Consider the following 19618-nt stretch of genomic DNA (forward strand, 5'->3'; position numbering starts at 1 on the left):
CCGATGCGGGACGTGCTGCAGCGGCGCATCGGCGACTGCACCGTCGAGGCGGACCGGTCCTGGTCGCACGGCGGCGCGACCGTGCTGCTGGTACGCGACGCGCGTGGCGCGCGGTGGGTGGGCAAGCAACACCGGGACCGGGACCGCTACCGGGCCGAACGCGACGCCTACCGACGGTGGGTGCCGGCGTTGGGTGACCGGGCGCCGCGACTGCGGTTCGCCGACGACGCCACCGGGACGTTGGTGCTGTCCGCCGTCCCCGGCGCGCCCGACTGGTCGCGCGGGCTGACCCCGGCGGTACAGCGGCGGGCCGGTGCGGCGCTGCGCCGGCTGCACGAGGCGGCCGAACCGGAGCCGTGGCCGGAGTTCGCCGCGGTACGGCTGGCCGAGTTCGACCGGTGGGCGCCGGCGGCCGGAGAGCTGCTGCCCGGGCCCGAGTTGGCCGCGGTCCGAAAGGCGGTGCTCGGCCTCGCGGACCTGCCGGTGCCACACCGGGTGCCCTGCCACGGCGACCACACGCCGCGAAACTGGCTGCTGGCACCGGCCGACGGCACCGGGGACGAACGGTTCGCGGTGCTCGACTTCGAGTGGTCCGGCCGCGACGTGTGGGTCGCCGACCTGACCCGGCTCGCGGTCGGGCCGTGGCGCGACGATCCGGAGCTCGCGGCGGCCTTCCTCGCCGGGTACGGGCGGGCGATCGGTGCGCTCGACCGCGCGATGCTGCTGCGCTGCGCCGCGGCACGGGCCGTGTTCCTCGCGGTGTGGGGCCACCGGCACGGCGAGGTCGCCCTGGAGCGCTCGGCCCGCGACCAGTTCGCCCGGCTGGCCGGGGAGTTGCCCGCCGACTGACAGGCGGGCTCGCCGCTCAGCTGCGACCAGCGTGAGCGGGCGGCTCGCCGTGGTACTCGGAGCCGGCTGCTGCCGGTGGCTCGCCGCCGAAGTCCCGGGGCCGCCGCGGCGGAGCTCCGTATCACACCCGTCGTCCATAGTGGACAGTCCGGAGTTCGACGGCGGAGCCGTCGGGCGCCCGGCCGTGTCGTAGCCGTCTGTTACAAAGGCCGCGTGGCGGAGACGATGGTCGATGCGGTGACGGCGGCGGTACGGACCGGTGACTGGCGGCACGTGGTGGCGCGCGCCGACGCCGAGCCGGACCAGGTCGTCGCGGCAGTGCTGTCCAGTGGCGTGCGGTGGAACGCGCTGCCCGGCGAGGTGGCCGCGGTGCTGAGCGTGGCCCACCAGCTGCGCTCGGCCGACCCGCACGAGCGCGACCTGCTGCTGGAGCTGGCCCGGGCCCGGCACGGCGTGCCGCCGCACGGCGAGGCGTGCGCCGGGTTCCGGCTGCGGTGGGCCGACGTGCCGCCCCGGCCGACGCACGTCACCGTGGCGACGGGCTGTGACGACTGGCTGACCGCGACCGTGCCGCTGCCGGGTGGTGGCGCGCTGCTGGCCTACCAGGCACAGCGACGGGCGCTGCACCTGTGGGACCCGGCGACCGGCACGGTGACCGCGACGATCCGCGGCCGCGGCACGGTGTCCGCCGTCGCCGCCGGGATCGGCCCGGACGGCGTCCCGCGGCTGGCCGTCGCCAGCGGCCGGTCGGTGCGGGTGTGCGACCCGCGCACCGGTGCGGTGCTCGACACCTGGATGGCCGGGGTCGACAAGGCGGTCACGGCGGCGTGCTGGGCGACGCTGCCGGACGGTCGGCTGGCGCTCGCGACCGGCGACAAGGACGGTGCGGTCCTGGTGTGGACCCCGACCGGCACCCAGCTGGCCGAGGTGACGCGGGGGGGCCGTGGAACTCCGGCAAGGTCTCCGCGATCGTGCCGTGGCCGCAGCCCGACGGTGGCCTGCTGCTCGCGATCACCTGGGAGCGCACGTCGAGGCTGTCGGTGGTCGAGCTGTCCGGTGCCGGGTTCGGCGACGTCGACGGCGTGCAGGCGGCCAGCACGGTCCCGTTCGGCGATCGGGTGCTGCTGGCCACCGCGTGGCAGCAGGAGATCTCGCTGTGGGCGCCGGGCGAGCGGGAGCGGTTCGGCGAGCCGCTCCGGCTGACCGACGGGTACGTGACGGCGATGGCGCCACTGTCCCGACCGGACGGGTCGACCGCGCTGGCGGTGGCCGACTCCGGTGGCCTGTGGCTGTTTGACCCGGGCGCGCCGGAGTCGACCGGCAGCCGGCTACCCACCGTCGATCCCCGGGTCTGGTCGATGGCCGCACTGCCGCTGCCCGACGGCCGGACGGTGCTCGCGACGATCGACGAGGGTGACGCGCTCCGGCTGTGGGACACCGATCCGGCCGACCCGGACGCGACCACCGCCGGCCCGTCGCTGCCGCAGGTCGCGCTGGTTGAGCTGCCGGACGGTCGGGTGCTCGCCGCCACCGACGACGACGGACTGCGGCTGCGCGACGCCGACACCGGGTCGCCGGTGGGCGCGCCGCTGCTGGCCGCCGGTGAGCAGGCCGGCGCGCTCGCCGCGGTGCGGTTGGCCGACGGCCGGGAGCTGGTGGCGACCGGTGACCGGCACGGCGCGGTACTGCTGTTCGATCCGGTCACCGGCGACCGGGTCGCGGCGACTCCACCGGCGCATGCCGGCCCGGTCGGTGCCCTTGCGGCCGGGGTGTCGCCGACCGGCGCCCCGATGCTGGTCAGCGGCGACAGCCGGGTGCTCGGCTGGGGCCCGGACGGTGCGCCGCTCGGGCCGACGTCCGCCACCGGTTACCGTGAGCGGCTGTCGGCGTCGGCCTGGCTCCCGCTCGGCGACGGTCGGGTCGCGCTCGTGCTCGGCACCTCGTCCTGGCGCGGTGACGGCGAGCTGCACCTGGTCGATCCGGTGTCCGGGAAGCGGCTGATCGAACCGGTCGAGACCGGCAACGTCGCGGCGCTGGCCGTGGTGCCGCGCGCCGGCGGCGGCGCGACGCTGGCGGTCGCGAGCCGCCCCGACCACGTCTGGTGCTGGGACCCGGACGGCTCCGGCGCGCCGACCCTGCCCGTCGAGGGGGTCCGTGCGCTGACCGGGTTCCGGCACGACGGGCGATCGCTGATCGCCGCTGGCGGGAAGGACCGCACGGTGCGGGTCTTCGACTCGGCCACGGGGTCCACAGTGGACTGTGGTCCGATCGCCGCGCGGGGCAGGGTGACCGCGCTCGCCACGCTGCCGCTTCCCGACGGGCGCACGGTGCTCGCCGTGGCCGGCGGCCGCACGATCGTGCAGTGGGACCCGATCGCCGGCAGGCCGGTCGGCAGGCCGCTGGCCGGCCACACCGACGTGGTGCAGGCGCTCGCCGTGCTGCCCGGCCCCGGCGGCGCCACCTGCCTGGCGAGTGCCGGCGCCGACGGCACCGTACGGCTGTGGGACGCGGCGACGGGCGCTCCGGTCGGCGCACCGGCCACCGGTCACACCGGGCCGGTCCTCGCACTCGCCACGGTCGCGCGCGGGGACGGCCGATCGGTGCTCGCCAGCGGCGGGGACGACCGGTCGGTGTGGCTGTGGGAGCCGTCCGCCGGTGGGTTGTCCGGCCGCCGCATCACCGGCCACCAGGGCGCCTCGGACCACCTGACCGCGGTGCCGCTGGCCGACGGCCGGGTCGTCGTCGGCGCCGCCGCCGGCCACTACAGCCCGGCCGGCACGTGGCTGTGGGATCCGGCGGACCGGTCCGACCGGCCGCTGGCCGACGGGCTCTGCGGCCCGCTCGCGGTGGTGCGGCTGCCCGACGGCCGGTCCCTCGTCGCGGCCCGCCACCGGGACCGCCTCCTGCAGCTGTACGACCCGAACACCGGCCGGGCCGTCGGGCGCCCGCTGCCGGTGCCGTTCGCCGACGCGGCCCAGCTGGTCGCGATACCGACGCCGGCCGGGCCGCGGCTCGCGGCGGGCGGCAGCAGCGGCGAGATCCGGCTGTACGACCCGGTCGACGGCCGTGCGGTCGGCCGGCTGCCGGGTGGCGACGACGACTCGCGTGCCGACCTTGCCGTGCTGCGTACCGAAGACGGCCGCCGCCTGGTCGCCGCCGGCGACCGGCACGGGGTGCTGCGCATCTGGGACCCGGTCGACGACCGGTGCCTGTCCACGCTGTCGCTGGACACCCGGATCTGGTCGCTCGCCGCCCGCGGCTCTCGCCTGCTGGTCGGCTGCGCCGGCGGCTACCTCGCCCTGGACGTCGACCCCGGGCCGCGCTGACCCGAGCCGCGTCGACCCCGAGCCGTGCCGACTCGAGCAGTGTCGATCCGCGAGCCGCGCTGACCCGAGCCGTGTCGACCCCGAGCCGCGTCGACCCCGAGCGGCGGCGATCCGCGAGCCGCGGTGATCGCCGAACCGCACCGCGGTACCGCGTGGTGCTGGGCCCGGCCGGCGCCCACGGCCGGAGCGGGCCCGCAGCTCCGCCCACCGATACAGGTCAGCGGGTGGCGGTGGCCCGGCGGATCGTGTCCAGCGTGATGGTGAGCAGCGGGTGCGACTCGGCGCCGCGCCGGTGTGCGGCGAACACCCGCCGGGTCGGCGGCGTACCGGCCACCGGACGTACCACCGCTCCGTCGACCGGATCCAGCGCCGACCGCGGTACCAGCGCCACGCCGGCACCGGCCGCGGCGAGCGCGACGACCGCCCGGAAGTCGTCCGAGCGGTGCCGGACCCGGGCCGTGAAACCGGCGTACTCGCAGGCCAGCGCGACGACGTCGTGGCAGGGGTTGCCCGGCGACGGGCTGATCCAGTCGTCCGCGGCGAGATCGTGCAGCGCCACCTCGGTGTGCTTGGCGAGCCAGTGCCCGCTGGGCAGTACCGCGTCGAACGGCTCGGCGTACAGCGGGATCCGGCGCAGCCGCGGGTCGTCGGCCGGTGGCGCGCCGCGGTACTCGACCGCCACGGCGAGGTCGATCCCGCCGTCGAGCAGCAGGCCCAGGCTCGCGTCGCCCTCGGCGTCGCGTACCCGCACGTCGATCTCCGGGTGGGTCTCGGCGAGCTCGGCGATCGCCGGGGCCAGCACGCCCGCGATCGCGGTGGCGAACGCGCCGACGGTGATCGTGCCGGCGGCGCCGGCCGCGTGCGCGGCGAGCGCCGACTCGGCCTGCTCCAGCCGGGCCAGTACCTCGGTGGCGTGCTCGGCGAGGATCACCCCGGCGGCGGTGAGCCGGACCCGCCGGCCGCGCCGCTCCAGCAGCGGCTGGCCGGCCTCGCTCTCCAGGGCGGCCAGCTGCTGGCTGACCGCGCTGGGGGTCAGGTAGAGCGCCTGCGCCGCCGCGGTCACCGTGCCGTGGTCGGCCAGCGCGCGCAGTACCCGCAGCCGCCGAGGATCGATCACGCGCCCATGGTGCCTCGCCGCCCGGCGCGACCGGCCGCCGCCCCCGCACCGTGCTGCGACGAGCGGTGTGCGGCGGGGTGCCGTGGATCTCGTTGGCGCGGGATGGCGGGGGTGCCTATGATCCCGGGCATGATCGCGGTCGACGGTTGGGCGACACCCCCGTTGCCGCTGTAAGGCGAGGACCACAGCCGGTCCGACTTCGCGCCCTGATTCGGGACATCGGGAACTCATCTGGCGAACGGTGCCGTTGGTGCGCCGCGTTGCGCCTGAAATGCCCTGATCATCGCGTTGGCCGTACCTGGAGGATCGATGTCCTGTTTTTCGATGCCCTGCCCGAATCCCGCCGCACTCGTCCGTACCCCGTCGGCATCGGCGCTGGTCCGGCCATCGAGCGCGCCGCAGCGTGCAAGCCGCGAAAGCCGCCTCGGTCGCGCGGCGAGGCAGGAGGGCCGGTGAACGGTCCGCTGGCGCCGACCATCGCGGTGCTGTCCCGTCGCCCCGCCGTACGGCTGCTCGGTGCGTCGCTGCTCGGCCGGCTGCCGACCGGCATGGCCGCGCTCGCCGTGCTGCTGCTGGTTCGCGGCCGGGGCGGCGACTACGCCCTGGCCGGGCTGCTGTCCGGCCTCTACGCCGCCGGCAGCGCGCTCGGCGGCCCGCTGCTCGGCCGGGTCATCGACCGCTCTCGGCAGCCACCGGTACTGCTGGGCGCCGCGCTCGTCGCCGGGGTCGGGTTCGCCGCGCTCGCCGTCGTACCGGTCGACGGTGCGCTCGCGATCGTCGCGATCCTGCTGGCCGGGGCCGCCACCCCGCCGCTGGAGTCGTGCCTGCGGGTGCTGTGGCCGCGGGTGGTGCCGGCCGACCGGCTACACGCCGCGTACTCGCTGGACGCGGCGGCGCAGGAGATCCTGTTCGTGCTCGGCCCGCTGCTGGTGCTCGGCGCGGTCCGGCTGATCGGGCCGGCCGGTGGGGTACTGGTCGCCGCCGGGCTCGGTGTGCTCGGGGTGGCCGCGTTCGCCTCGGCGCCGCAGCCCCGGACCTGGCGCGGGGAGCGCACCGGGGCTCGGCATCCGGCCGGCCCGCTGCGCTCCGGCCGGCTGGTGCGGCTGCTGGTCTCGCTGCTGCTGACCGGGTTCACCATCGGCACGTTCTCGGTCGGCGCCACCGCCTACGCCGAGCACGTCGGCGGCCGATCACTGGCCGGCTGGTTCATCGCCGCGAACGGGCTCGGCGCGCTGCTCGGCGGCGTCGGCTACACCCTGGTACCGGCGGCGCGCGACCTGTCCGCCCGGCTGCGGGTGGTCGCGCTGCTGCTCGCGGTCGGCTACCTGCCGCTCGCCGCGCAGCCCGGACTGGCCGGCACCATCGGCCTGTCGGTACTCGCCGGGCTGTCCCTGCCGGCCGTGTTGACCTGCGGGTTCGCGCTGGTCGAGCGGCTGGCGCCGGCCGGCACCGTGACCGAGGCGTTCACCTGGCTGGTCACCGCTTTCGGCATCGGCAACGCGGTGGGGGCGGCGCTGTCCGGCACCCTGGTCGACCGGTACGGGCCGGTCGCCGCGTTCCTGGCCGGTGCCGGCACCGCGATCCTCGCCGCGCTCACCGTCCTGCGCCGGCTGGTGCCCGCATCGCCCCGCGGGTGACGGTGCAACGGCCCGGGTGTTCCACCGATCGGCCGGCTCAACGGCTCAGCCCAACGGTCCGGCTCAACGGCTCAGCCCAACGGTCCAGCCCACCGCTCCCAGGGGGATCCCCCGCAGGCCAGTCTAGTCGGGAAAGCCGGCGTGTCGCGGTCGACCGCGTCCGCTGTGGACAACCGGGAGGGCTGTGGACAACGGGGAGCGGAGCGCCGTCCGTCGACGGCCGGGGAGTGCCGCCGTCGGTCAGGCGTCGAGCTCGGCGCGGGCGTCGACGAAGGCCGCGACGGCGCGCTTGACCTCCTCGGTGGAGTGCGCGGCGGACAGCTGGACGCGGATGCGCGCCTTGCCCTTCGGTACCACCGGGAAGGAGAAGCCGATCACGTAGATGCCGCGGGCCAGCAGCAGGTCGGCGAGCTTCGCTGCGCGGGCGGCGTCACCGATCATCACCGGGACGATCGGGTGCTCGCCGGGCAGCAGGTCGAAGCCGGCCGCGGTCATCTCGGCGCGGAACAGCTCGGTGTTCGCGGTCAGCTTCTCGCGCAGGTCGCCGGACGACTCCAGCAGGTCCAGGGTGGCCAGGGCTGCGGCCACGATCGACGGCGCCACCGAGTTGGAGAACAGGTACGGCCGGGAGCGCTGCCGCAGCAGTTCGACGATCTCGGCGCGGGCCGCCACGTACCCGCCGGACGCGCCGCCGAGCGCCTTGCCCAGCGTGCCGGTGACGATGTCGACCTTGTCCTGCACGCCGGCCCGCTCCGGGGTGCCCCGGCCGTTCGGGCCGACGAACCCGACCGCGTGCGAGTCGTCCACCATCACCAGCGCGTCGTACCGCTCCGCCAGCGCGCAGATCTCGGCGAGCGGCGCGTAGTAGCCGTCCATCGAGAACACGCCGTCGGTGACGATCAGCCGGTACCGGGCGTCCGCTGAGTCCTTCAGCTGCTGCTCCAGGTCGGCCATGTCGCGGTTGGAGTACCGCAACCGGCGCGCCTTGCACAGCCGGATCCCGTCGATGATGCTCGCGTGGTTCAGCTCGTCGGAGATGACCGCGTCGGCGTCGGACAGCAGCGTCTCGAACACGCCGCCGTTCGCGTCGAAGCAGGAGCTGTAGAGGATCGTGTCGTCGGTGCCGAGGAACTCCGACAGCTTGCGCTCCAGCTGCTTGTGGATGTCCTGGGTGCCGCAGATGAACCGGACGGACGCCATGCCGAACCCGCGCTCGTCCAGCGCGGTCTTCGCCGCGGCGATCAGGGCCGGATGGTCGGCGAGGCCGAGGTAGTTGTTCGCGCAGAAGTTGATCACCGAGCTGCCGTCGGCGACGGTGATGCCGGAGTCCTGCGGGCTGGTGATCACCCGCTCGTCCTTGTACAGCCCGTCGGCGCGGATCTGTTGCAGCGTCGCGGCCAGGTCCTCGCGCATCCGGTCGAACATCAGCACTCTCCTCAGATCGTCTCGCGGGTCCAGTCCAGCACGATCTTGCCGCAGTTGCCGGAGCGCGCCTCGGCGAAGGCGTCCGCGTACTGGGTGTACCCGTACCGGCCGGTGATCACCGGGGACAGGTCCAGGCCGCGCTCCAGCAGCACCGACATCCGGTACCAGGTCTCGAACATCTCCCGGCCGTAGATGCCCTTGATGGTGAGCATGTGCGTGACGACCTTGTTCCAGTCGACGGCGATCTCGGTGGACGGCAGGCCGAGCATCGCGATCCGGCCGCCGTGCGTCATGTTCGCGATCATCTCGCGCAGCGCGGACGGCTGGCCGGACATCTCCAGCCCGACGTCGAACCCCTCCCGCATGCCGAGCATCGCCTGGGCCCGCTCGATGGGCGTGGTCGAGACGTCCAGCGCCAGGCTCACACCGACCTTCTCGGCCAGCCGCAGCCGGTACTCGGAGACGTCGGTGATGACCACGTGCCGGGCGCCGGCGTGCCGGACCACCGCGGCGGCCATGATGCCGATCGGGCCGGCGCCGGTGATCAGGACGTCCTCGCCGAACACCTCGAACGCCATCGCGGTGTGCACCGCGTTTCCGAACGGGTCGAAGATCGCCGCCACGTCCAGGTCGATGTCGCCGCGGCCGTGCACCCAGACGTTGCTCTCCGGCAGCGTCAGGAACTGGGCGAAGGCGCCGTCGCGCTGCACGCCCAACCCGACGGTACGGATGCACAGGTGGCGGCGGCCGGCCCGGCAGTTGCGGCACCGGCCGCACACCAGGTGTCCCTCGCCGGAGACGAGGTCGCCGACCGACACGGTGGTCACCGACGGCCCGACCTCGACGACCTCGCCGGCGAACTCGTGCCCGACCACCAGCGGCGGATCGATGGACGCCTTCGCCCAGTCGTCCCACGCCTCGATGTGCAGGTCGGTACCGCACAGACCGGTACGCAGCACGCGGATCTTGACATCGGTCGGCCCGACCGTCGGCTCGGGCACCTCAAGCAGCTGCAGCCCCGCCCCCGGAGCCGCCTTGACCAGCGCTTTCACTCCAACAGAGTGCGTCGCCAACCGGTCCCGCGTCCATCGAACGTTACTGAACGCCCTTGTTAGCGGATCTTCACGATCCACCCGGTTCGTCGTCGGCCGGGGCAGCGGTTTCGCTGCAGCGGGCGGGCGGCGCGGTTAGCGTCGGTTCATGGCGAAACGGACGGTGGCCGACCAGTTCGTCGGGGTGCTCGCGGCGGCCGGCGTGCGCCGGCTGTACGGGGTGGTCGGCGACAGCCTCAACCCGATCGTGGACGCGGTGCGGCGTACCGACGGCATCGAGTGGATCCAGGTACGGCACGAGGAGGCCGGCGCGTTCGCCGCCGGCGCCGAGGCGCAGCTGTCCGGCCACCTCGCCGCCTGTGCCGGCTCGTGCGGGCCGGGCAACCTGCACCTGATCAACGGGCTGTACGACGCGCACCGCAGCTACGCGCCGGTGCTCGCGCTCGCCTCGCACATCCCGTCCAGTCAGATCGGTACCGGCTACTTCCAGGAGACGCACCCGGACCGGCTGTTCACCGAGTGCAGTCACTACTGCGAGCTGATCTCCGATCCCGGGCAGATGCCGCGCACGCTGCAGATCGCGATCCAGCACGCGGTCGGCCGGCGGGGTGTCGCGGTCGTCTCGCTGCCCGGCGACATCGCCGCCGCCGAGGCCCCGTCCGGCTCGTACGAGCACGCGATCGTCGCCGACCGCCCGCACGTACGGCCCACCGACGCCGACCTGGCCGCGTTCGCGACGCTGGTGAACCAGGCCCGCCGGGTCACCCTGTTCTGCGGCAGCGGCTGCGCCGACGCGCACCAGCAGGTGATGGCGCTGGCCGAGAAGCTGTCCGCGCCGGTCGGGCACGCGCTGCGCGGCAAGGAGTTCATCCAGTACGACAACCCGTACGACGTGGGCATGTCCGGGCTGCTCGGCTACGGCGCCTGCTACGACGCGATGCACGGCTGCGACCTGCTGATCCTGCTCGGCACCGACTTCCCGTACGACGCGTTCATGCCGAAGAACACCCGGATCGTGCAGGTGGACGTCGCGGCCGAGCACCTGGGCCGGCGGTCCACGATGGACCTCGGTGTCTGGGGGGACGTGGCCCAGACCATCGACTGCCTGCTGCCACTGGTCGACGCCAAGCCCGATCGCGCGTTCCTGGACCGGATGCTGCGCCGGCACGCCGATCTGCTGTCCGGCGTGGTCGGCTCGTACACCCGCAACGTCACGACGCACAAGCCGATCCACCCCGAGTACGTGGCCGATCAGCTCGACGACGTGGCCGCCGCGGATTCGGTGTTCACCGTGGACACCGGGATGTGCAACGTGTGGGCGGCCCGCTACCTGACCCCGAACGGCCGGCGCCGCATCATCGGCTCGTTCAGCCACGGGTCGATGGCGAACGCGCTGCCGCAGGCGATCGGCGCGCAGCTGCTGGACCGGCGCCGGCAGGTCGTCGCGCTGTGCGGCGACGGCGGCTTCTCCATGCTGATGGGCGACTTCCTCACCCTGCTGCAGTACGACCTGCCGGTGAAGGTGGTGCTGTTCGACAACTCGTCGCTGGGCATGGTCGAGCTGGAGATGCTGGTCGCCGGCCTGCCGGCGCACGGCACGTCCTACCGCAACCCGGACTTCGCGGCGATCGCCCGCGCCGCCGGCGCCACCGGCATCCGGGTCACCGAGCCCTCGGACGTACGGGATGCGTTGCGCGAGGCGCTGAACGCGCCCGGGCCGGCACTGATCGACGTGGTCACCGACCCGAACGCGCTGTCGCTGCCGCCGAAGATCACCGGTGAGCAGGTCAGCGGCTTCGCCCTGTCGATGTCGCGGACGGTGCTGACCGGCGGCGTCGGCAAGGCGCTTGCGATGGCCCGCAGCAACCTGCGCAACATTCCCCGCCCGTGAGTCACCGGATCCGGCGGGCGAAGACGATGACGTCGTCGAGGTAGCGGCGCTGCACCTGGTCGAACCGGCCACCGCAGGTGATGAGCCGCAGCTGCGCATCGGCGGTCCGGCCGTACACGGAATCGGTCGGGAACGCGTCCTTCGGGCGCCGCTCGATACGTTGCTCGGCGAACACCACGGTGGAACCGTCCGCCCGGTCCACGAGGATCTTCGCCGCGGTTCGCATGGTCGGCAGCCGGAAGAAGACCGCCGGCCCCCGGTACGAGTCGACGTGCCCGACGATCACCGCCGCCCCGCGTTCGCCGGGCTCCGGCCCGGCTCGCCACCAGCCGGCGCGGTGAAAGCTGGTCGGTGCAGGCAGGACTCCCTTGGCGTCGACGGTGAGCGGGTCGACCGGCGCGTCGATCCCGATGCTCGGTACGCGGATCCGGATCGGATCCGCCGCCTGGGTGTCGATCAGCCCGGCCGTGGGATGGGCGGACCGGTGCGGGGCGGCAGGTGTCGTGCCGCCACCGGCGGTTGCCGCGCACGCCGCGGTCAGCAGCACCGCGAGCAGCGACGCCGCGGCCGCGGGAACGCCACGGCCACGGCGTCGGCGTTGCGTCGCCGCGGTCATCGCCGCAGCCGGGCCCGGGCCGTCCGGTGTCGGACGATCACGACATCCGCCACACGACTCGCGCCATCCCACCGGCGCCGGTCTCGACGCCACCCTGCGGCGCCGTGCCGTTGTCCCCGCCGCCCTGCGACGACGTGCCGTTGTCCCCGCCACCCTGGCTCCCGCTCCCGCCGGGCCGGTGCGGGTTGTCCTCGCAGGCGATCCCGTCGTGGTCGGCGTCGAGCCGGTTCGGGTCACTCGGATCCTGGTTGTAGACCTGCTGCGCGTCTTCCTGGTACCGGAAGTCCTTGCAGTCGAGGTCGGCGGCGTGCGCCACCCCGGACAGCGGAACGATCGCCATCACGGCCAGCGTTCCGACCGCAAGCGCTGCTCTAGCCAGCATGATTCCCTCCTGCGTGTCACTCGTTCGGAACACGGCAAGGTTACTACTCGTAACGGATTGATTACGCAAACAGCAGCTTGGGTCATTCATGAGCGTGAATTTCAGGACTTGTCCTGCCGGCCGGGTGTCGGGTGATGGCTGTGCGGCGGAACGGGCCGGCGTGCGCGGCGGGGTGCTCGACCGCCTGCCGCGCGGCATCCAGCGGGAACGTCGTGACCTCGTTCTGGTCCAGATCGAGCAGGTGAGCGACGCGGCTGTCGCCGCGCCGGCTGCCGGCCACTTTGCCGGGCGGGAGGGGGTGCACCTGCCCGGTACACGCGGCCCCACGGTCGCCGCGATCCCCGCTGCTACGCGCCCTGGGTGTGATGTTTCGCGTCGGCCTACGGGTTCCGGATGCCGACGCGGAGGCGCTGGTCGCCACTCGGGAGTGGTGGGCGGGTCGCGCTACCAACTGCCGCGCTCGACGGCGGCCTTGGCCTCGCGCAGGCCGACGCCGGTCAGTTGCCGGTACACCTTGATCGCTTCGATCTTGCGCCCGGCGTGGAGCAACTGCCGTACCTCGGACAGGTCCGGTCCCTGCGCCGGGTCCGGTCCCAGGCCCTGGTCCGGGTGTTGCGCCGGGAGCGGCCCGGTGGCGCCGAGGCGTTCGACAGTCTCCTTGGCCTCGCGCAGGCTGGCGCCGGTCCGCTGCCGGTACAGCATGATCGCCTGGATCTTCCGGCCGGATCGCACCAGCCGCCGCAGCTCGGCGGGGTCGGCCGGGTCGCCGGCCGGCCCGGCGCCCGCCAGGTCGGTGCCGGCCGCGATCTGCTCGACCGCCCGCTTGGCGTCGGCCAGCCCGACGCCGGTCTGCTGCCGGTAGAGCTTGATCGCCCGTATGGTCTGCCCCTGCGCGAGCAGGCGTCGCACCGCGTCGGCGTCGGCCGTACCGCGATGGGCCACGATCCACCGACGCACGGCCTGGCTCGACTCCCGCAGGCCGGCGCCGGTCTGGTCGCGGTACGCCTTGACCGCGCCGATCTGATCGTTGCGGCCCAGCAGCTCGGCGACCCCCGGCACCGCGCCGGCGTCCGGCAGCGCCGCCGGCCCGGCCTGGTCGACACCAGCGGCCGGGGCGCCCGGCCACCGCGTCGTAGCCAGCCGCGAGACGTCCCCGAGCACCGGCGCCCGTCGCCGTCGCACCGCCACGACCAGCAGCAATCCGAGGATCACCACGCCGACGGCCACCAACGCACCCACCACGGCACCAGTCATGCCCGCAGCGTAGAAGGTGTTCGCACGAGGGCGGCCGGAGCCCGGTTGCCGCGGTACGACCGTCCGCCCCGCCGCTCGCTCCTGCCCCTCCGCTGCGCTCCTGCCCCTCCGCTGCGCTCCGGCCGGCGGGTACGCGAGCGTCAGCGGTCCAGGACGGTGTGGCTGACGTTCGCGGTGTGGCGGCCCAGGGTGTACGTGACGCCGACGGTCAGCGCGACGGCGACCGCGACCAGGAGTACGGCAGCCGCGACCAGTTGCCGTGGCGGCCGCGCCCACCGCGACCCCGGGTGGTCCCGTACCGCGGAGTCCGCCGAGACCGTCGACGGCTGGCACCCGCCCGCCGGTGCGGGTTGCTGGCCGGTGGGGTGGGGCACGGCAGGGGCGCCCTGGGCGAGGGTGGCGCGGGCAGCGGCCCACGGGCGTGCGTCGTCGATGCCGCAGGCGCGGACGAACGCGACGAGCAGCTCCTCCCGTGGCAGCCGGTCCCGGCCGAGCATGCTCGCCGTGGTCGAGTACGGCAACGTGTCGCCGGCGGCGCGGGCGCACCGTTCCAGCTGCCGGTAGCTGCGCCCGGACCAGGCCTTGAGCCGCCGCAGTTCGGTCATGAACGCTGCCGCGTCCACCGGCGTGGGCGGCCGGGGCGGTGCGGTCTCCGGCATGTGCACTCCCTTCGCGGCGGCCGGTTCAGGGCCCCGTCCGATCGACGCTCCAGAACGTGTTGTCCCGCTGTCCGGCCAGTGTCTCGCACGGACTCGAACGGCTCGACTCTTGTTCGCCGCGGCCGGCCGCCGGCAGCGTGGGGCCCATGAGGCGATGGGTACGCCGGCTGGGTCCGGTGGCGGTGTTGGTGGTGGCGGCGGTGACGCTGACCGGCTGCGGCGACGGGATGGCGGACGTGCGCTGTCCGTGGCGGGCGGAACCGGTGGCGCCGTTCGTCGCGCGGACGTTCCCGGCCGGCGCGAGCGGCACGGTGCTGGTGGCCGCCGGCGGCCACGTCCGGTACTGCCGGGGGGTTGGCTGGGCGGACCGGCGCGCTCACCGCCGCGCCGGCTGCGACACCGTCTACGACGTCATGTCGATCACCAAGCAGTTCACCGCGGTGGCGGTCCTGAAGCTCGCGATGCAGGGCAGGCTGCGGCTCGGCGACCGGATCGGCCGCTTCCTCGGTCCGGTACCGGCCGACAAGCGGCGGATCACGGTGCGCCAGTTGCTGACGCACACCGCCGGGCTGGCCGAGTCGCTCGGCGACGACTACGACCCGGTGTCGCGCGAAACGATGGTACGGGCGGCCCTCGCGTCCCGGCTGCGCTCGGCGCCGGGGCGCGAGTTCCGCTACTCCAACGTCGGGTACGGGTTGCTCGCGGCGATCGTCGAGCACGCCGCCGGGACGAGCTACGAGCGGTACCTGAACCGGTACCTGTTCGCCCCGGCCGGCATGACGCGGACCGGGTACGTGTTGCCGCGCTGGCGGCGCGGCCAGGTGGCGGTGGAGTACGACGACCGGGACCGGTCGCACGGCCGGCCGTTCGATCACCCGTGGGCGGCGGACGGCCCGTACTGGAACCTGCGCGGCAACGGCGGCATGCTGTCCAGCGCGCGCGACCTGTTCCGCTGGCAGCGGGCGCTGACCGGGGAGTCGGTGCTGTCGGCGTGGGCGAAGCGGCAGCTGTTCGGCCGGCACGTCCGGATGGCGGACTCGGACGACCACTACGGCGACGGCTGGGTACTGTCCGACACCGACGTCGGCGAGGTGGCCTGGCACGACGGCGGCGACACCTGGTCGCTCGCGGTGTTCGCGCGCTCGCTGCGGGACGACCGGATGGTGTTCTGGGTCAGCAACCACGCCTACCAGCGGCACGGGTGGAACCTGGAGGACGCCCAGTCCGAGCTGACCATCGGCGCCCTCTGCCGGGCCCGCACCGACTGATCGGTGATCAGGCGTAGATGGGGCGTTTCTCGGGCTGGTGACCGCGGAGCACCACGAACCGCACTGACCACCGTGGCGCGCCCCACCGGCTCGCCACGCATCGGCCGCGCCCGGTGTCGGGCGCTCAGGCGTGGGGGCGGACGATGCGGACGGTGGCGAGCCAGCGTTCCACCGGCAGCGACGAGCCGCGGCGGGCGGGGCCGGCCGCATCCCGCAGCACCTCGGCTGGCACCCGGGACAGCGCCCGCACCTCGGGCCGGCCGAGGAACGCGGCGACCTCGTCGACCGGCACCTGGTGCGGCGACCGGCCGGTCAGCTCGCACCACAGCCGGAACAGCTCGTAACCCCGGTCCGCATTGGTCCGATCGCCGCCGTCAGAACCCTGGTGGGTGCTCGGCGCGTGTCCTGGCGAGGCCGGTACGACCGGCATCGCGACCACCTCCGTCGACGTGGCGTCCGGTGACTCGACGGTGCCCCCACCGCCCCACGGATCGCCGTCGGTGAGGTTACCCGCCGCCGAAGCGCAACCGAACGCTTTCCCGGCGCGTCGCCCGAGTGCGCTACGCCACGCGGTGCCACGGGCGGCCCATCGGCATCGCTCAGGCGCCGAGTTCCTCGGCGAGCTGCTCGGTGAACAGGCCGATGTCGGTGACGATGCCGGCGGCCTGCGCGCTGCCCCGGTCGGCCAGCTTGGTGACCGTGGCCGGGTTGATGTCCACGCACACCAGCGGGATCGACGCCGGCAGGATGTTTCCGGTGGCGATCGAGTGCAGCATCGTCGCGACCATGATGCAGAAGCCGACGCCGGGCAGCTCGGCCCGCATCGCCCGCTGGCCCTCGATCACGTCGCTGTACACGTCCGGCAGCGGGCCGTCGTCGCGGACCGAGCCGACCAGCACGAACCGCTTGTCGTTGGCCACCAGCGCGTGCATGATGCCGCTGGTCAGCACGCCGGACGAGACCGCCTTCGCGATCGAACCGGCGGCCCGGATCTTGTTGATCGCGCGGATGTGATGCTCGTGCCCGTGCGGTACGCCGCGGCCCTTGGCCAGGTCGACGCCGAGCGAGGTACCGAAGATCGCGGACTCGATGTCGTGCGCGGCCAGCGCGTTCCCGGCGAACAGCACGTCCACGTACCCGGCCTGCACCAGCGAGACCATCGCCGGTGCCGCGCCGGTGTGCACCATCGCCGGGCCGCACACCCACAGCACCTTCTCGCCGCGCTGCTTGACCGCCCGCATCTGCTCGGCGATCTGGCGTACCAGCAGTGCCTGCGGCTTCTCGCTGGACACCGCCGAGGACATGAAACCGAAGCTGTCGCCGTCCCGGGACTCCGCCGGCGGCCGCAGCACCCGTACCCCGTCGGCGCCGCAGACGACGCGCTCGCCGGCGCGGACGTCGGACACCGGCAGGGTGTGCGCGGTGGAGCCGTCCGCGGCGACCACGATGCCGCAGTCCATCTCCGGGTTCGCCACCGTCAGCCAGTGGTTGCCGGTATGTATCTGGGTGACCAGGTTGGTGGTCGAATAGAAGTCGTCCGGGAACACGCCGTCGGCCGGCGCCGGCCGCAGCACCGCCTCGCCCGGCGCGACGGCGTTCACCCCGTGCGTCTGCAACCGCATCAGGATCCGGGACAGCTGCTCGGCGTCGTCGGCGCCGATCTCCAGCCGCGCGGTCGACTCGTCCGAATGCTGCCGGCCCACGTCCAGCTGCTCGATCCGGTAGTCCCCGCCGTACTCCAGGACGTCGTCGAGGATGCGCGCCAGTACGCCCGAATCCAGGATGTGTCCGCGGACCTCGACGGTCTCGGTCTCATGCATGCCCAACCCCCACGACTGCCGCCAGCCCCGTTGCTGGTGCGCCCCCTTGCAACCTAGGCCACCGCCCGCGCTCGCCGCCGGGGGAGGGGTGGACAACTCGCCCAATGCTCGCGAGTATTCATCACGCTGCGCTGTCAGCGTGCGGGGGACAACCGGAAACCGGCAAGGAGGATGCAAGCGTGACCGACGGTGGCGGCATCGACGAGGACCGATCCACCGAGCCAGCCGGACCGGCCGGGCGCAGCGTGTACGACCGGGGCGACGCGGTGTGCGTGATCGGCGCCGGATCGTCCGGGCTCGCCGCGGTGAAGAACCTGCGCGAGCACGGCTTCGAGGTCGACTGCTACGAGCGGGAGACCGGTGTCGGCGGCGGCTGGGACGTCGGCGCCGACCGCAGCCCGATGTACCTCGGCCTGCACATGGTCTCCAGCCGCCCGTTCACCCAGTTCCCGGACTTCCCGATGCCGGACTCCTATCCGGACTATCCGGACCACCGGCGGGTGCTCGCCTACCTGGAGCGCTACGCTGACCACTTCGGCCTGCGCGAGCACGTCTGGTTCGGTACCGAGGTGGTCGAGGTCACCGCGACCGACGGGCACCGCTGGGAGATCACCGTGCGCGGCACCGGCGGCGGGCCGAGCCGCACCCTGTCCTACGCCGCGGTGGTGGTGGCGAACGGTCACCTGTGGCACCCGTACCGGCCGGAGTACCCGGGGCAGGAGGCGTTCACCGGCGAGATCATCCACTCCGCCGGCTACTCCGATCCGGCCCAGCTGCGGGGCAAGCGGGTACTGGTGATCGGTGGCGGCAACTCCGGCTGCGACATCGCCGTCGCCGCCGCGCAGCAGGCCGCTACCGCCTGGCACTCCACCCGGCACGGCGAGTGGCTGACCCCCAAGTACCTGCTGGGCCGGCCCGCCGACCAGCTCGACGACCTGACCCGGGCGCTGCGGCTGCCGCTGTGGGCACGGCGCCTCGGGTACCGGGCGCTGCTGCGGCTCACCGCGGGCCGGCCGGCCCGGTTCGGGCTGGCCAGGCCGACGCACCGGCCGTTCAGCGCGCACCCGGTGGTCACCAGCCAGCTGATGTACCACCTCGGGCACGGCGACGTGACCCCCAAGCCGGGCATCGCCGAGTTCACCTCCAACCGGGTGCTGTTCACCGACGGTACCGACGCCGACCCGCAGCTGGTCGTGTTCGCGACCGGGTACCGGCCGAGGTTCGACTTCCTGGCGCCGGAGCATCTCGGCGGCGACGAGCAGAAGCCGCGGCTGTACCTGCAGTTGCTCAACCCGAAGCGGCCGACGCTGTCGGTGGCCGGGTTGATCGACCCGGACTCCGGCCAGTTCGGCCTGGTGCACTGGCAGACCGTGCTGATCGCGCGGCTGCTGCGGTCCCGGATCGAGTCGCCGGCCCGGGCCGACGCGCTGCTGCGCCGGGCCGAGCGCGACCTGGACCGCCGCTACCTGCAGACCCGGATGGCCGCGACCGCGCGGCACCGGTTCGACGTCGGGCACCACCGGTACCTTGCCGCGCTCGGACAGGCGCTGGCCAGCTTGGAGGGGACGAAGTGAGCGGCGAGGTGACGGCGCGGACCGCGCCGACCCGGGTGTGGCAGCGGTGGGAGTGGGCCCGCCCGGTACGGCCGACGACCCGGCAGGTGCTGCGGGCGGCGCCGTCGACCGAGACGGACGCGCCACCGATCCTGTTCGTCGCGGACATCCACGACCCCGGTGGCGCCGCGGCACTGCAGCCGTGGCTCGGTGCCGCCGCCGAGGCCGGCCACCTCGCCGCCGCGGTCAGCCCGCGCGGCCTGGGCGCCACGGTACGGCCGGGGCCGCGCTTCGCGGTGACCCGGCGCGAGTGGGTACACGACGTGGTGCAGGAGGCGGCGGCGCTGCCGCGCCGGGCGGTACTGGTCGGTCGCGGTACCGGCGCCTGGGTGGTGGCGCACGCGCTGCACCGGTACCCGGCCGCCGCCGCCGTGTTGATCGACCCGGTCGGGCTGCCGGGGCGCCGGATGCCCGGGTTGAGCGTGCTGCTGAACCGTCCCCGGCTCGGGGCCACCCTGCTGCTCGGCCGCGACCCGCGGCTGCCGGCGGTCTCGCCGCCGCTGCTGTTCGCGTCCGCGGACGGCGGCGAGCACAAGGCGCTCAGCGCCCTCGCGGTGCGCTACAGCGCGCAGTCGGAGTGGCTGTCGGCGGCCGGCGGCGCGCTGCCCGACCCGGCACCGATCCTGGCCTGGCTCGGCACCGCCCTGCCCGCCCTACCGGCCGGCGCCTGATCTCGACCAGCGCGCCGGCACCCACCCCGGCCCGGCCC

The 19618-nt window shown here is 74.1% G+C and carries 17 protein-coding genes; 8 read left to right on the forward strand and 9 right to left on the reverse strand.

Annotation, left to right across the window (positions count from 1 at the left end):
* Positions 1-3 precede the first annotated feature (3 nt).
* The 3 genes from Asera_RS16410 (at position 4) to Asera_RS16415 (ending at position 4175) form a co-directional block, all read left to right on the forward strand.
* Positions 4-849 carry an aminoglycoside phosphotransferase/kinase family protein gene (locus Asera_RS16410; RefSeq protein ID WP_030448939.1) on the forward strand — a complete coding sequence of 282 codons (846 nt, stop codon included), beginning with the start codon at positions 4-6 and terminating at the stop codon, positions 847-849.
* 213 nt (positions 850-1062) lie between these two features.
* Positions 1063-2052 (forward strand): WD40 repeat domain-containing protein, encoded by a 990-nt coding sequence (locus tag Asera_RS33120; RefSeq protein ID WP_030448940.1) that lies wholly within the window; start codon positions 1063-1065, stop codon positions 2050-2052.
* Positions 2053-2639: 587 nt separating this feature from the next.
* On the forward strand, positions 2640-4175 hold the full coding sequence (locus tag Asera_RS16415; RefSeq protein WP_342344446.1) for a WD40 repeat domain-containing protein: 1536 nt from the start codon (positions 2640-2642) through the stop codon (positions 4173-4175).
* A 217-nt stretch (positions 4176-4392) separates the two neighbouring features.
* Here the strand turns inward: Asera_RS16415 and Asera_RS16420 are convergent, their stop codons facing one another.
* A complete protein-coding gene (locus Asera_RS16420; RefSeq protein WP_030448942.1) occupies positions 4393-5292 on the reverse strand; it encodes a LysR family transcriptional regulator in 900 nt (299 codons plus the stop codon).
* A 452-nt stretch (positions 5293-5744) separates the two neighbouring features.
* Between Asera_RS16420 and Asera_RS16425 the strand changes: the two genes are divergently transcribed.
* Positions 5745-6929 (forward strand): MFS transporter, encoded by a 1185-nt coding sequence (locus tag Asera_RS16425; protein WP_051802850.1) that lies wholly within the window; start codon positions 5745-5747, stop codon positions 6927-6929.
* A gap of 240 nt (positions 6930-7169) precedes the next feature.
* Here Asera_RS16425 and Asera_RS16430 read toward each other — a convergent pair whose 3' ends face one another.
* Both Asera_RS16430 and tdh read right to left on the reverse strand, forming a co-directional pair.
* Positions 7170-8354, reverse strand: coding sequence for a glycine C-acetyltransferase (locus Asera_RS16430; protein WP_030448944.1), 1185 nt, complete (start codon positions 8352-8354; stop codon positions 7170-7172).
* Between the two features lie 11 nt (positions 8355-8365).
* Positions 8366-9406, reverse strand: coding sequence for an L-threonine 3-dehydrogenase (gene tdh, locus Asera_RS16435; RefSeq protein ID WP_030448945.1), 1041 nt, complete (start codon positions 9404-9406; stop codon positions 8366-8368).
* Positions 9407-9554: 148 nt separating this feature from the next.
* Between tdh and Asera_RS16440 the strand changes: the two genes are divergently transcribed.
* Positions 9555-11297: a pyruvate dehydrogenase gene (locus Asera_RS16440; RefSeq protein WP_030448946.1), complete on the forward strand. Its 1743-nt coding sequence runs from the start codon at positions 9555-9557 to the stop codon at positions 11295-11297.
* Position 11298: 1 nt separating this feature from the next.
* Here the strand turns inward: Asera_RS16440 and Asera_RS16445 are convergent, their stop codons facing one another.
* The 4 genes from Asera_RS16445 to Asera_RS16460 all read right to left on the reverse strand — a co-directional run bounded on the left by Asera_RS16445 (position 11299) and on the right by Asera_RS16460 (position 14208).
* Positions 11299-11913: a class F sortase gene (locus tag Asera_RS16445; protein WP_084132564.1), complete on the reverse strand. Its 615-nt coding sequence runs from the start codon at positions 11911-11913 to the stop codon at positions 11299-11301.
* A gap of 37 nt (positions 11914-11950) precedes the next feature.
* Positions 11951-12295 carry an excalibur calcium-binding domain-containing protein gene (locus Asera_RS16450; RefSeq protein ID WP_084132566.1) on the reverse strand — a complete coding sequence of 115 codons (345 nt, stop codon included), beginning with the start codon at positions 12293-12295 and terminating at the stop codon, positions 11951-11953.
* A gap of 444 nt (positions 12296-12739) precedes the next feature.
* Positions 12740-13549 (reverse strand): ribosomal L7/L12 family protein, encoded by an 810-nt coding sequence (locus Asera_RS16455; RefSeq protein ID WP_051802852.1) that lies wholly within the window; start codon positions 13547-13549, stop codon positions 12740-12742.
* 140 nt (positions 13550-13689) lie between these two features.
* A complete protein-coding gene (locus Asera_RS16460) occupies positions 13690-14208 on the reverse strand; it encodes a hypothetical protein (RefSeq protein ID WP_157035115.1) in 519 nt (172 codons plus the stop codon).
* Positions 14209-14354: 146 nt separating this feature from the next.
* Here Asera_RS16460 and Asera_RS16465 point away from each other — a divergent pair, with 146 nt between their 5' ends.
* Positions 14355-15476: a serine hydrolase domain-containing protein gene (locus tag Asera_RS16465; RefSeq protein WP_030448951.1), complete on the forward strand. Its 1122-nt coding sequence runs from the start codon at positions 14355-14357 to the stop codon at positions 15474-15476.
* Positions 15477-15600: 124 nt separating this feature from the next.
* Here the strand turns inward: Asera_RS16465 and Asera_RS16470 are convergent, their stop codons facing one another.
* Both Asera_RS16470 and Asera_RS16475 read right to left on the reverse strand, forming a co-directional pair.
* Positions 15601-15906 carry a hypothetical protein gene (locus tag Asera_RS16470; protein ID WP_157035116.1) on the reverse strand — a complete coding sequence of 102 codons (306 nt, stop codon included), beginning with the start codon at positions 15904-15906 and terminating at the stop codon, positions 15601-15603.
* Between the two features lie 169 nt (positions 15907-16075).
* A complete protein-coding gene (locus Asera_RS16475; RefSeq protein ID WP_030448953.1) occupies positions 16076-17296 on the reverse strand; it encodes an ornithine cyclodeaminase, nickel-pincer nucleotide-dependent in 1221 nt (406 codons plus the stop codon).
* A gap of 179 nt (positions 17297-17475) precedes the next feature.
* Between Asera_RS16475 and Asera_RS16480 the strand changes: the two genes are divergently transcribed.
* Both Asera_RS16480 and Asera_RS16485 read left to right on the forward strand, forming a co-directional pair.
* Positions 17476-18870, forward strand: coding sequence for a flavin-containing monooxygenase (locus Asera_RS16480; protein ID WP_030448954.1), 1395 nt, complete (start codon positions 17476-17478; stop codon positions 18868-18870).
* Complete coding sequence (locus Asera_RS16485) at positions 18867-19580, forward strand: hypothetical protein (RefSeq protein WP_051802854.1); 714 nt, start codon at positions 18867-18869, stop codon at positions 19578-19580. Before Asera_RS16480 ends, Asera_RS16485 begins: the two co-directional genes overlap by 4 nt.
* Positions 19581-19618: the final 38 nt, after the last annotated feature.

Source organism: Actinocatenispora sera (assembly GCF_018324685.1).
Lineage (GTDB): Bacteria > Actinomycetota > Actinomycetes > Mycobacteriales > Micromonosporaceae > Actinocatenispora > Actinocatenispora sera.

Coding starts and splice junctions, on each gene's coding strand:
- Asera_RS16410 (WP_030448939.1), top strand. CDS start 4: ATGCGGGACGTGCTGCAGCGGCGCATCGGCGACTGCACCGTCGAGGCG.
- Asera_RS16415 (WP_342344446.1), top strand. CDS start 2,640: ATGCTGGTCAGCGGCGACAGCCGGGTGCTCGGCTGGGGCCCGGACGGT.
- Asera_RS16430 (WP_030448944.1), bottom strand. CDS start 8,354: ATGTTCGACCGGATGCGCGAGGACCTGGCCGCGACGCTGCAACAGATC.
- Asera_RS16440 (WP_030448946.1), top strand. CDS start 9,555: ATGGCGAAACGGACGGTGGCCGACCAGTTCGTCGGGGTGCTCGCGGCG.
- Asera_RS16445 (WP_084132564.1), bottom strand. CDS start 11,913: ATGACCGCGGCGACGCAACGCCGACGCCGTGGCCGTGGCGTTCCCGCG.
- Asera_RS16450 (WP_084132566.1), bottom strand. CDS start 12,295: ATGCTGGCTAGAGCAGCGCTTGCGGTCGGAACGCTGGCCGTGATGGCG.
- Asera_RS16455 (WP_051802852.1), bottom strand. CDS start 13,549: ATGACTGGTGCCGTGGTGGGTGCGTTGGTGGCCGTCGGCGTGGTGATC.
- Asera_RS16460 (WP_157035115.1), bottom strand. CDS start 14,208: ATGCCGGAGACCGCACCGCCCCGGCCGCCCACGCCGGTGGACGCGGCA.
- Asera_RS16465 (WP_030448951.1), top strand. CDS start 14,355: ATGAGGCGATGGGTACGCCGGCTGGGTCCGGTGGCGGTGTTGGTGGTG.
- Asera_RS16470 (WP_157035116.1), bottom strand. CDS start 15,906: ATGCCGGTCGTACCGGCCTCGCCAGGACACGCGCCGAGCACCCACCAG.
- Asera_RS16475 (WP_030448953.1), bottom strand. CDS start 17,296: ATGCATGAGACCGAGACCGTCGAGGTCCGCGGACACATCCTGGATTCG.